This is a genomic window from Nonomuraea sp. NPDC050790, from assembly GCF_044456745.1.
GTDB lineage: Bacteria > Actinomycetota > Actinomycetes > Streptosporangiales > Streptosporangiaceae > Nonomuraea.
The window spans coordinates 114,321-126,212 of record NZ_JBITGF010000016.1 but is presented as its reverse complement, the minus strand read 5'-3'; the positions used below and the strand labels follow the sequence as shown (position 1 = coordinate 126,212).

Genomic DNA, 11,892 nt, shown 5'->3' with positions numbered 1-11,892 from the left:
ACAGGACGGGTAGAACTGACAACATGTCGCACCAGGACGGCAAGCTAGCGGGAATGCGCCCGTAACGCCGGACTGGTAGGAGGATTCCCCGCGATGACGACCCCGCCCCGCGTACGCCGAAGCAACGACGCCGCTTCCGGGCCGGTCGTGCTCGACGATCTGTCCAAGCAGATCATCGAGCAACTGCAAAATGACGGGCGGATGCCGTACGCGGCGATAGGAAAGGCCGTGGGCCTCTCGGAGGCCGCCGTCCGCCAGCGCGTGCAGCGCCTCCAGGACGCCGGAGTGATGCAGATCGTGGCCGTCACCGACCCGCTGACCCTCGGTTTTCCCCGCCAGGCGATGATCGGCGTCAACTGCGAGGGCGACCTGGAACTCGTGGCCGACGAACTGGCGGCGATCGACGAGATCGACTACGTGGTGCTGACGGCGGGCAGCTTCGACGTGATCGTCGAGGTGGTCTGCGAGGGCGACTCCCACCTGCTGGAGATCCTCAGCAAGATCCGCGCCATCCCCGCGGTCCGCGCCACCGAGTCCTTCGTCTACCTGAAGCTCCGAAAGCAGACCTACTCCTGGGGTACCAGGTAAGGGACATTTGACCCACACAGAGTAGCCGACTGATTCCTTACAGTAGCTTTACTCCATGGTTACCCCCCTCCACGAGGGCCTGGTCGGTATCGCCACCCTCGACCCCGGGCACACGGCTCACATGCTGGAGGCCCTCTTCACCGACCGCCTCCACATCCCGGCCGGGAACGGCGGCCAGGTGGTGACGTGCTCGCTGTCGGAATGCGTCCCCGCCGAGTACCGGGCGGACGGCGCCCTCCTCTACGGCGCCGACGACGACCAGCTCGCGGTCGTCACCGAAGTCCAGCTCAAACGCGACCCGCTCAAGCACGAGACATGGCTGGCCTACATCGCCAACATGCGCGCCCGCTACCACTGCGACGCCTGCCTGATCGTCATATGCCCGAACACCACCATCGCCCGCTGGGCGGCCGAACCCATCATCACCGGACACCCCGGCCTCATCCTCACCCCTCTGGTGATCGGCCCTGAGAACACCCCCGTCATCACCGATGTGGCCGTCGCGATGGGCAACATCGGCCTGGCCGCGATCTCGGCCATCACCCACGGCCAGGACCCCGAGATCCAGACCATCCTGGCCACCCTCACCACTGCCCTGAACAGCATCGACCCGTCTATGGCGGCTCGCTATGCTGAATACGTGACCGTGGCCCTGACCGGCGACGCACAGAAGGAGATGGAGCGGCTCATGGCGACCAAGTCGTATCTGTACCAAGGCGAATACGCCCAGAGCATCAGCGTCGCGGCCGAGGCCAGGGGCGAGGCCAAGGCCGTGATCAAGATACTGCAAGCACGCGGCATCCCAGTCACCGACCAACAGCAGGAGCGCATCCAAGCGTGTTCCGATGCCGACACGCTCGACCGCTGGGTGAAGCGCGTCATCTCCGTCACCACAGCCGACGAGCTCTTCACGTGATGGCGCTCAGCCCGAACGTGTACCGAGGCGAATACGCCCGAAGCATCAGCGTTGCAACCGAAGCCAGGGTCGTGATCAAGGTGCTGAAAGCACGCGGCATCCCAGTCACCGACCAACAGCAGGAGCGCATCCAAGCGTGTTCCGACGCCGACACGCTCGACCGCTGGGTGAAGCGCGCCGGGCTCGTCACTACCGCCAACGAGCTCTTCGCCTCCTGAACCACCCAGCAGCACCGCCCCTCCATGCAGGGGCGGTGCTGTTCTGTTTGGTCAGCGGAACTGGATGGTGGCTATCTCCCAGGGGGTGAGGGGGAGGTCGAGGCGGCCCTTGGTGACGGGGAGGGCGGTGCCGGGGCGGCCGCGGAGGTCGGCTTGGCGGGCTTCGGTGAAGGTGCCCTCGATCGTGGCTGTGGTGGACGACGTCGCGTAGTTGACCACGCGGAGTTCCTTCCAGGCGTCGCGCACGCGGAGTGAGGTCATCACCACGCCTTCGCCGGTTACCGACAGGCCCTGCCGGGGTTCTGGGAGGTCGCCGGCGCCGGTGCCGGCCACGGCCAGCAGGTCGTGGCGGAAGGTTTCGGCCGCCGCGGGGATCTCTCTCCACCCCCCGCTGTACGGCATCAGCGCCAGGCTGACCGAACGCAGGCCACGGGACTGGGCGGCGGGAGTCGGGATCTGGGGCCCGGCGGGTTCCGGGCGGAGGGCGTTGCGGTTGCGGGACAGGTAGCCGACCGAGCGCAGCAGGGTGAGGGCCAGCTCCTGGTCGGCCACCTCGTACTCGGTCACGTGTTCCAGCAGGGCCGCGACGCCTCCGGCGGCCACCCAGCCGGAGGCCGGGTAGGTGGGCAAGGGGGTTTCGCCGCAGCCGCCCTCGGCGGTCAGGGGCCGGGCGACCACCGTGAACTGGCCCTCCGCGTACGACGCGGTCGCCGGCTCGGGCAACGGCACGTGCAGGCGGACCCGGTGGTCGTTGACCCGATTGTCGAACTCCACCCGCAACCGGACGAACGGCTCGCCGGCCCGGAGTTCGACCCGGGTCTCGACCACGGTTTCGACGGTGGCGGCGCCCCGGCCGGGGTCGGGGGCGGCCAGTTGGGGGACGCGGGGGTAGTCCGGGCCGGTCATCGGCTCCGGCTCGGTGGCGGGCCACAGGTAGGTGCGGCGGACGTCCAGGGCGGCCACCAGCGGCCCCGACCACACCGGGCTCACCTCGACCACGACCGGCTCCGACACCAGGCGGTCGCCCACCGGCGGCGCGTAGTTGTAGGTGTCGCCCGCGTCGCCGCCGTCCACGATGCGGCCGGCGCCGACGACGGCCACGCCGTCCCGGTCGGCGAGGGTGAGGGTGCCGTCGGCGGCCACCTCGACGCGGAGCAGGCCGTTGTCCATGACCTGGCCTTCGACGCGGACCGGGGTGATGCCGACGAGCGGGGCCAGTCCCGGCTTCCACTCCACGGGCCGCAGGCTGGTGTGGCCCAGCGCGGGCACCTCGACCATCGCGGCGACGGTACGGCGGGGCTCGGCCAGGATGCGCACCCGGGCCACGCCCTCGGCCGCGGCGGCGATGTCGGCGGTGTCGAAGACCTGGTCGGTGGTCCGGGCGACGGTGAAGGTCAGGACGCCGTCCTCGACGTTCCAGCCGGTGATGTGCTGGCCGTAGAGCTCGGGGCCGTGGATGAAGGAGAAGGCCAGTTCGGGGTCCATCTCCTCGTCGAGCAGCAGGGTGGGCTCGTACTCGAGGGTCTGGGTGTGCAGGAGGCCGCCCGACCCGGCCAGCGGGTCCTGGCCGGCGACCTGGGTGAGGACGACGCCGCGCCGTACCGTGGGGGTGGGGTTGACGACGAGCACGCCGTCGGACGGGACGGACGCGGACAGGCGGCTGGTGACCATGTCGCGCACGGCCTGCCCGAGGTGCTCGGCCTCGGCGATGCGGGCGGCGACCTGCTGGGCGGTCTCGTCGACGCCGCAGCCGGTGACGGAGTCGTGGCCGCTGGCGTCCACGAGCCGCCACCAGGCCATGTCGAGGAAGCGGCCTGGCCACTCCTCGCCCCAGAGGGCGGCGAGCGGTTCCGCGTAGCGTTCGACCATGCGTTCCGCGTGGCCCATGGCCTGCTTGACGTGGGCGCGCACGGAGATGACGCCGGGCAGGATGTTGGCGCGGGCGTGCGAGCGCAGCTCGCCCTCGACGCGGGGCAGGCCCTCGACGGACGGGTCGAGTGCCTGGATATATCCGGACAAGGTGTCCATGCGGGCGCCCATCGCGGCCACCAGCTCCGGCAGGCCGGCGACCGGGGCCGAGTGGTCGGTCCCGTACATGGCCAGCAGCGGGCCCTCGGGCCCGTGCCACGGGCGCATCCGCCGGGCGAAGGCCGCCGCGCGCTCCTCCAGCTCGCCGGCGCCGTGGATCAGGTCCACGCCGTTGCCGTAGCCGCCTTCCGGCAGATACTGCGTGCGTACGGCGCTGCCGTCCGGCGCGACCCAGGCGAAGGCCTCGGTGACCACCTTCGCCGGCACGCCACGGTAGACGCAGGCGTACTCCAGCCCGGCCCGGCGCAGGATCTGCGGCATCTGGGCGGTGTGTCCGAACATGTCCGGCAGGTAGCCGACCTCCATCGCCCCGCCGAACTTCTCGGCGCGGGAGAGCCCGAGCTCCAGGTTGCGCACGATGTTCTCGCCCGAGCACAGGAACTCGTCCAGCAGAATCTGCCATGGCCCCACGGCCAGCCGCCCGGAACGCACCAGCGCCGCCAGCCGCTCACGGTTCTCCGGACGCACCTCCAGGTAGTCGTCCACGCAGGCGAGCTGCCCGTCGAGGGTGAAGTGGTAGCCGGGCTCGCGCTCCATGGTCTCGACCACCTCGTCGAGCAGCGCCACCAGCCGCAGCCGGAAGCGCTGGAACGGCTCGTACCACTCCCGGTCCCAGTGCGTGTGCGGTACCAGGACGATCTCAACGCTCACGGGCTTCTCCCCCAAGAACCAGGTCATGCTGTACGGCGTAGCGAGCCGCCACCCGCTGGGCGGTGACGATGTCCTCAAGCGCCCCGGCGGCGCCGGTGAGCGGCGGCTTGCCCGAGGTCACGAAAGCATGGAAGGCGAGCAACTGGGTCTCGAACGCCTCGGTCACGTCCCGGTACTCGTTGCGGCTCTCCGCCCCGGACACGACGGTCAGGACGGTGGGCGCGTTCATCAGGTACGGGGCGGGAAAGGCCAGTTCGAGCGTGCCCTTGTCGTGGTGGATGGCCACGGTCTCCCGATAGGCCGGATAGTCCTCCAGGTAATGCCATCGAATGGAATATCGCCCGGCGACCGGCAAAGGCCCAGAAATCTCGATTGAGCCGGGCAAACCACCCCAGGTCTCGACATGGTCCACGGCGACCGGCGACCCGGTGAACCTCCGCAGCAACGACAGATCATGGCAGATCGAACCCAGTGCCACGCTGTAGACCGACCGCAGCTCCGCCGACGCCTCGACGCCCAGCGCCCGGTCCAGGATCGTGTTCTCCGCGGCCCGCAGCGGCTCGACGTCCACGTCCCGCGCCTGGGTCAGGTTGGCGAAGGCGAGCTGCGACTCCCCGCTCGGGTGCAGCACGGTCACCTCGACCGAGCGGATCACGCCCGGTCCGCCCAGCTCCGCCAGGATCTCCTCGGCCCTGCGCACCGCGGGGTCGTACTGCTTCATGTAGCCGACCATCAGCCTGCCCTCGGGCAGCGCCGCGACCTCGGCCTCGGTCAGGGCCAGCGGCTTCTCGCACAGGACGGCGTAACCGGCGGCGAGGGCCTGCCGTACCGGCTCGCCGTGGGAGCCGGAGGCGAGCATGACGACGGCGTCGAACCCGCCCGCGTCCAGCATGTCGGCGAGCGAGGTGTAGCGGCGGGCCACGCCGAGCCGGTCGCCGACCGCGCCGGCGAGCGTGCGCGACAGGTCGCAGACCGCCGTGACCTCGAACAGCTCCCTGCGCCGCGACAGCAGCGGCACGTAGACGGCCTGGGTGACCGCCCCGCATCCGACCAGTGCGAGCCTGATGCTCATAGCCCCAGTTCCTTCAGCTTCGCCAGGTTCGCGGCCTGGTCGGCGATGACGTCGGCGATCGGGCGGCGGCCGGGCAGGGTGTCCTGCTCGACGACGATCCAGCCCTGGTAGCCGGTCTCCTCCAGCGCCCGCACGACGCCGGGCAGGTCGAGGACGCCGTGGCCCAGCGCGCTGAACCCGCCCCTGCCCATGATCTCGCGCAGGTCCGCGCCGTCGTCCAGCGCCTCGGACAGGATGGCGGGATCGCCGTCCTTGATGTGCACGTGCCCGATCCGCTCGCGCCAGTCGCGCAGCGCCCTGACCGGGTCGCCGCCGGCCAGCAGCAGGTGCCCGGTGTCGAGGCAGAGCTGGACGTCGGTGAGCTCCAGCAGGCGTTCGACCTCGGCGGGGGTCTCGATGTTGGTGCCGAGGTGGTGGTGGAAGACCGGCTCGTAACCCCGGGCCCGGCAGCGGTCGACCGCCTCCTGCACGCGCATGGCGTACCCGGGCCACTCGTCCGCCTCCAGTCCTGGCGCGTTCCCGCCGGGCCTGGCGAAGCGCCTGGGCGAGCCCGACTCGCCGAGCGTCGGGCGCGGCGCGAAGCCCTCCTCGTACGGCGGGGCCGCGTCGAAGACGTCGAGCGTGGCGTCCAGAGCGGGCAACCCGGCGGCGAACCCCTCCGCGTCCCCGTAGCGCAGATCCGCCCACCCGCCGGCCAGCAGGAACCCGGCCGCCGACAACCGGGCGGCGAACTCGGGCCCGTCGCCCAGGAACCCGATCGGCCCCAGGTCGATGCCCTGGTAGCCGGCCTCGGCCAGCGCCGCGACCATCTCGTCCGCGCTCAGCGGCGCGGGCCCGTCGCTCAGTTCGAACACACCGAAGCTCACGGGTGCGTTGGCGATCCGTGTCACGCGCATGAGTGCCCCTCTCCCGTCACGCACATAGAGCCATCACTTCGTTCTCGTAGGTCTCCAGGCGGTGCTGCCCTGCCGTACCGGGGAGCAGTGCGCGCTCGCCCCTGACGACCTGGCGGCGCCCGTCCGGGCGGACCAGGACCAGGCCGTCGGCGCCCAGCGCGAGCAGTTCGTCGCCGAGCCGCAGCAGCAGCGGCGCGTCGGGACCGGCCGAGACGGCGGTGCGCCCGGCCGCCACGGCGTCGAGGATCAGGCCGGGGTCCTCGGCCAGCACCCACGTGGTGGGCGCGCCGGGCAGGCCGTCGCTGCCGTGCTTGTGGAAGTCGCTGCCGCCGATGGCGATCACGTCGTCGCGCCAGGCGTCGGCCCAGGCCAGCGGGGCGCCCCAGCGGCGGTCCCACCACCCGGAGCTCCAGACCTCGGCCACCCTGGGGCGTCGTTCGATGGGCAGCAGCCAGGCGCAGTCGCCGCCGAGCGGGTGGTTGACCGACATCAGGCCGCCGCGCTCGCGGGCGTGCTCGGCCCAGGAGTCGGCGGGCCGCCGGAAGTCGACCCAGCCGACGTCGCCGAAGACGTTGGCGTGGCCGCGGTCGGTGGTGACCTCCTGGCCGGGGATGAGCGTGATGCCGCGGTCGGTCTTGGCCAGCCAGGGGTGGTGGCTGACGGTGTTGTGGTCGGTGACGGCCAGGAAGTCCAGGCCGCGGGAGGCGGCCAGCTCGGCCAGCTCCGGGATGGTCAGGGTTCCGTCGCTGTGGACGGTGTGGGCGTGGAAGTCGCCCGCGTACCACCGCATGCCTGAAACGTCAGGGATGTCGCGACGGGGTGGGCGCGCGCCGGTCGGCGGCTCGGGCGCGTCCGGAAATATCGGGATCTGGGGGGAGGTCTCGATCTCCAGCGTGTAGTCCAGGCCCTCGGGCGGGATGCGGTGCAGGCGCAGCCAGACCTGCCAGAGCCCCTCCTCCAGCGCGTCCGCCGACGTGTCCGGCAGGTAGCCGGGCGTCGCCCACTCGGTGGTGATCGTGTACTCGTCGCGGGCGCCGCCCGACCAGCCGCGGAACCCGGACGGCGAAGCGCCGCCCAGGTCGATCACGCCCCGTGCCCGGTCGTAGGACAGCCGCACGGTCACCGAACGCGCCCCCGCGGGCACCTCGAACGGCACCTCGCGCAGGATGCGCTCCAGCCGCTCGTCCAGCGACCAGTGTCCGCGCCACACCGTCACGCTCCCGCCTCCGCATCCCCGCCCGTGACCAGGTCACCGCCACGGTAGGCCAGCGCGCGGTCGGCCCGGGGCAGCGCGTAGCCGTCGTCGCCCGGCGCGGGCTCGCGGCCCTCCGGCACCACCGCCTGCACGTTGGCCCCGCCGACTTCCAGCGTCACCAGGTGGGTGGCGCCCAGGTTCTCCACGATCGACACCTTCCCGCCCAGCGCGCCCTCGACGGGCTCGGCGGAGTAGCTCATGTACTCGGGACGCACGCCGTACACGATCTCCTCCCCGTCGGTGAGCAGGCCGGCCGCCGACTCGGGGACGGCCACCTTGCATCCGGACACCTCCAGCCTGTCGCCCCGTACGACGGCGTCAAGCAGGTTCATCGGCGTGGACCCGATGAAGGAGGCGACGAAGGTGTTGGCGGGCCGCTGGAACACCTCGGCCGGCGTGCCGACCTGGCGGATGTGCCCGGCCTCCATGACCGCCATCCGGTCGGCCATCGCCAGCGCCTCGGCCTGGTCGTGGGTGACGAAGACGGTGGTGACGCCGAGTTCGCGCTGCAGCCGCTTGAGGAACGTGCGCGCCTCCAGCCGCAGCCGCGCGTCCAGGTTGGACAGCGGTTCGTCGAACAGGAACGCCTGGGCCTGCGTGGCCATCACGCGGGCCAGCGCCACGCGCTGCTGCTGGCCGCCGGACAACTGGCCGGGGCGCCGGTCCATGAGCTGGGCCAGGCCGAGCCGTTCGCCGACCTCGCGGGCCTTGCCGGCCCGCGCGGCCTTGCCGACCTTCTTGATGCGCAGCGGATAGGCGATGTTGTCGGTGACGTCCATGTGCGGGAACAGGGCGTAGTCCTGGAAGACCATCGCCAGGTCGCGGGCGCCCGGCTGGATGTCGGTCACGTCGCGCTCGCCGAGGACGACCCGGCCCGAGGTGGCGGTCTCCAGCCCGGCGATGGTGCGCAGCAGCGTGGTCTTGCCGCAGCCGGAGGGGCCCAGCAGGGCGAAGAACTCGCCGTCGGGGATGACCAGGTCGAGGGCGTCGAGGGCTCTGACGCCGCCGGGGTAGACCTTGGTGAGGCCGCGCAGTTCGATGGCCGACATCAGCGCTTGATCCCTCCGTGGAAGCGGAAGCCGTACTTCTTGCTGACGAACAGGTACATGAGCACCACCGGCACCGAGTAGAGGAGGCCGAAGGTCGACAGCAACTGCAGGTTGGCCTGGCCGCCCTCGGTGTAGAGCGTATAGATGATCACGGCGGCCGGCTGGTTCTCCGGGTCACTGCTGAAAAGCAGGTACGGCATGAGGAAGTTGCCCCACACGTTGGCGATCGCCCAGACCGCGATGGTCGCCAGGCCCGGCCGTACCAGCGGGACCACCACGTGCCGCACGATCTGCAGCGGCGAGGCGCCGAAGACGCGCGCCGACTCCTCGTAGGACTTGGGCGTGGTGTCCATGAAGTCCTTGAGCATGAAGATCGCCGCAGGCAGCAGGCCGCCGGTGAGGATGAGGATGACGCCGAGGTGGGTGTCGATGAGGTTCAGCTCGACCGCGAGCTGGTAGATCGGCACCATCGCGGCGGTGCCGGTGATGATCGACGACAGCAGCAGGAGCGCGTAGAGCAGCCCGTCGCGGCCGGGGATGCGCACCCGGCTCAGCGCGTACGCGGCCAGCGCCGCGAACAGCACGACCAGCAACGCGGTGCCGACGGCCAGGATCAGCGAGTTGTAGAGCGACCCCAGCGCGTACGGATGCTCCAGGATCGCCTGGAAGTTGGCCAGCGTGAAGTCGGGCAGCGACACCTCGTAGGTGGGGTCGCTGGTGAACGGGGCGGTGGCCAGCCACAGCAGCGGCACGCTGAAGAAGGCCAGCACCACGGCGACCAGCGTGTAGAAGCCGATCCGGCCGAGCACCCGCCGCGGGCTCATGACTTCCTCCTGAGCAGGCGCAGGTAGAACACGGCGACCACGAGGTTGATCAGCAGGATGATCGCCGAGATGGCCGCGCCGACGCCGAGGTTCCCGCCGATCAGGGCCTCCTTGTAGACGTAGACGGCGAGGATCTCGGTCTTGCCGTCCGGCCCGCCCGCGGTGAGCAGGAACGGGGTGAAGTCGTTGAAGGTCCAGAGGCTGATCAGCAGCAGGTTGGTCAGGATGTGGCCGCGGATGTGCGGGAAGACGACGTCGCGCAACTGCTGCCAGCCGGAGGCTCCGGCCAGGCGGGCGCTCTCCAGGTGGGAGGGCGGCACGTTGCCGAGGGCGGCGCCGTACAACATCATCGAGAACGCGGTGCCGCGCCAGGTGTTGAAGACGATGATCGACAGCATCGGGTAGTCGAGCAGCCAGGCGAAGCCGGGGATGCCGAGCAGGAGGTTCAGCGTGCCGCCGTCGCGGTCGAGCAGCGCCACCCACAGGAACGACACCACGGCGCTGGGCAGGATCCAGGCGAGGATGACCAGGCCCTCGACCAGGCGCTTGAGCGGGCCGGTGCGGTCGCGCATCAGCCAGGCGATGGTGAAGCCGAGCACGACCTGGCCGATGACCGCGGAGCCGAGCACGAACTCCACGGTCAGCCAGGTCGAGGTCCAGAACTTGCCGCTGGCCAGCGCGTTGACGAAGTTGTCCAGGCCGACGACCTGCGGGTCGCGGGCCTGCACGCCGCTGAGGCGGTAGTTGGTGATGCTGAGGTAGAGCACCCACAGCGCGGGGAAGACGAGGAAGACCGCGATGAGCAGGAGCGCGGGGGCGGCGAAGACCGACGCTCTGACCCGGCCGAGGCCGGCCGCGTCAGAGCTGTAGGTCTTCCTGTCCGGGGGCGCGGGGGCCTCAGGAGGCGATGTTGCCAGCGCCACCGGCGATTCCTTCGAGCTTCTTCTGGTACTCCGCGGCCGCCTCGTCCGGCGTCTTCCCGCTCACCACGGCGGCGGTGGCCTCCTGCAGGGCCGTGGAGACCTGCGGGTAGAGCGCGACCGGCGGGCGGTAGGCGGTCAGGGGGAGCACCTCGTCGGAGATGTAGGTCAGCAGCGGGTCGCCGGCCAGGATCTCCTTGTTCACGTCGGTGCGCGGGGTGATGCGCACGTTGCCGTTCTTGGTCTCCTCCTTCAGCCCGTCGGCCGAGAGCGTGAAGGCGAGCAGCTCGAAGGCTTCCTTCGGGTGCTTGGTGGCGGGGTTGAGCGTGCGCAGCGCGCCGCCGGACATGCTGACGAAGTCCTGGCCGCGCAGACCCTTGCCGGGCTCCATCGCGGGGATCTTCGCGTAGCCGACGGTCTGGTCGCGGTCGGCCATCTTGGCCACGCCGTCGGTGGGGTTGACGACGCCGCGCCAGAAGTAGTCGCCCTCCATCAGGATGCCGATCTTGCCCTCGGCGAACTGGGCGAAGGACTTGTCACGGCCCTTGGCCTCCTGCTGGAGCTTGGGGTCGCCCAGGCCCTGGGAGTAGATCTTCTGGTAGAGGCCGAGCGCGTCCTTGAGCGGCTGGCTCGCGCCGGTCCACTTGCCATCCTTCTGCACCTCGCCGCCGGCGCCGGCCAGCAGCGGGAGCATGCCCTGCATGGACGTGGCCTCGCCCATCGCGGTGCCGGCGTTGATCTGGATCGGCACGGGCACACCCGCGGACTTCAGCTTGGCGCCGGCGTCGAGGATCTCCTGCCAGCTCTTGGGCTGCCAGTCGGCGGGCAGGCCCGCCTTGGTCATGAGCGTCTTGTTGAAGTAGAGGACGCGGCCGTCGGTGCCGACGGGCAGCGCGTACTTCTTGCCGTTGAAGGTGGCCAGGCCCTGGACCGCCTCGGGGATCTGGCTCCAGCCGTCCCAGGACTCCGCCTCGGGGCCGGCCACCTCGGTCAGCGGCTTGATGTAGCCGGCCTCGGCGAACTCGCCCATCCAGATGCCGTCGATGTCGAGGACGTCGGCCCCCTTGCCGGACTTCAGGTCCAGGGAGAGCTTGGTCTTGTACTGCTCGTCGTCGACCCCGCTCGGGATGAACCTGACCTTGACGTCCTTCCCCTTCGCCTTTTGCGCCGCCTCGAACCGGGGGATGACCCACTTCGCGATGTACTCGGCGCCCTTGGCGTTCTTGCCGCCGGCGATCGCGTTCTGGGTGATCGTCAGCTCGATGGTGTCACCTCCGCCGCCGGAGGACTGGCCGCAGGCCGCGGCAGACAAGGCCAGGACGGCGACGGCCGAGATTTTTCGCCATCTCATGCGAACCCTCCAGAACGTCCTAAACGGGGGTAAGTGCGGGTTTCGGGCAGGACGTAATTTGCAA

At 70.4% G+C, this 11,892-nt stretch carries 11 protein-coding genes; 3 read left to right on the top strand and 8 right to left on the bottom strand.

The annotated features are described in order from the left end of the window. The first annotated feature begins 93 nt into the window (after window positions 1-93). Genes ACIBEJ_RS49015 through ACIBEJ_RS49005 form a run of 3 tightly spaced genes read left to right on the top strand, consistent with a single transcriptional unit; the run spans window position 94 to window position 1,722 of the window. Window positions 94-588 carry an Lrp/AsnC family transcriptional regulator gene (locus tag ACIBEJ_RS49015; RefSeq protein WP_397189910.1) on the top strand — a complete coding sequence of 165 codons (495 nt, stop codon included), beginning with the start codon at window positions 94-96 and terminating at the stop codon, window positions 586-588. 55 nt (window positions 589-643) lie between these two features. Further along, a complete protein-coding gene (locus ACIBEJ_RS49010) occupies window positions 644-1,504 on the top strand; it encodes a hypothetical protein (protein WP_397189909.1) in 861 nt (286 codons plus the stop codon). Next, window positions 1,501-1,722, top strand: coding sequence for a hypothetical protein (locus ACIBEJ_RS49005; RefSeq protein ID WP_397189908.1), 222 nt, complete (start codon window positions 1,501-1,503; stop codon window positions 1,720-1,722). Before ACIBEJ_RS49010 ends, ACIBEJ_RS49005 begins: the two co-directional genes overlap by 4 nt. 51 nt (window positions 1,723-1,773) lie before the next feature. Here ACIBEJ_RS49005 and ACIBEJ_RS49000 read toward each other — a convergent pair whose 3' ends face one another. The 8 genes from ACIBEJ_RS49000 to ACIBEJ_RS48965 are packed head-to-tail and all read right to left on the bottom strand — an operon-like array spanning window position 1,774 to window position 11,828. Continuing rightward, entirely contained in the window at window positions 1,774-4,461 is a 2,688-nt protein-coding gene (locus tag ACIBEJ_RS49000) for an alpha-mannosidase (protein WP_397189907.1), read from the bottom strand. Then, window positions 4,451-5,533: a Gfo/Idh/MocA family protein gene (locus ACIBEJ_RS48995; protein WP_397189906.1), complete on the bottom strand. Its 1,083-nt coding sequence runs from the start codon at window positions 5,531-5,533 to the stop codon at window positions 4,451-4,453. The genes ACIBEJ_RS49000 and ACIBEJ_RS48995 overlap by 11 nt, the downstream gene beginning before the upstream one ends. Further along, on the bottom strand, window positions 5,530-6,429 hold the full coding sequence (locus ACIBEJ_RS48990; RefSeq protein WP_397189905.1) for a TIM barrel protein: 900 nt from the start codon (window positions 6,427-6,429) through the stop codon (window positions 5,530-5,532). Before ACIBEJ_RS48990 ends, ACIBEJ_RS48995 begins: the two co-directional genes overlap by 4 nt. 16 nt (window positions 6,430-6,445) lie before the next feature. Beyond that, window positions 6,446-7,645, bottom strand: a complete 1,200-nt coding sequence (locus ACIBEJ_RS48985; RefSeq protein ID WP_397189904.1) for a CehA/McbA family metallohydrolase — start codon at window positions 7,643-7,645, stop codon at window positions 6,446-6,448. Further along, a complete protein-coding gene (locus tag ACIBEJ_RS48980) occupies window positions 7,642-8,733 on the bottom strand; it encodes an ABC transporter ATP-binding protein (protein ID WP_397189903.1) in 1,092 nt (363 codons plus the stop codon). Before ACIBEJ_RS48980 ends, ACIBEJ_RS48985 begins: the two co-directional genes overlap by 4 nt. Then, window positions 8,733-9,557: a carbohydrate ABC transporter permease gene (locus tag ACIBEJ_RS48975; protein WP_397189902.1), complete on the bottom strand. Its 825-nt coding sequence runs from the start codon at window positions 9,555-9,557 to the stop codon at window positions 8,733-8,735. The genes ACIBEJ_RS48980 and ACIBEJ_RS48975 overlap by 1 nt, the downstream gene beginning before the upstream one ends. Next, the gene (locus ACIBEJ_RS48970; RefSeq protein ID WP_397189901.1) at window positions 9,554-10,480 is read right to left on the bottom strand and encodes a carbohydrate ABC transporter permease; all 927 of its coding nucleotides are present in this window, start codon (window positions 10,478-10,480) and stop codon (window positions 9,554-9,556) included. The genes ACIBEJ_RS48975 and ACIBEJ_RS48970 overlap by 4 nt, the downstream gene beginning before the upstream one ends. Continuing rightward, the gene (locus tag ACIBEJ_RS48965) at window positions 10,455-11,828 is read right to left on the bottom strand and encodes an extracellular solute-binding protein (protein ID WP_397189900.1); all 1,374 of its coding nucleotides are present in this window, start codon (window positions 11,826-11,828) and stop codon (window positions 10,455-10,457) included. Before ACIBEJ_RS48965 ends, ACIBEJ_RS48970 begins: the two co-directional genes overlap by 26 nt. Window positions 11,829-11,892 lie beyond the last annotated feature (64 nt).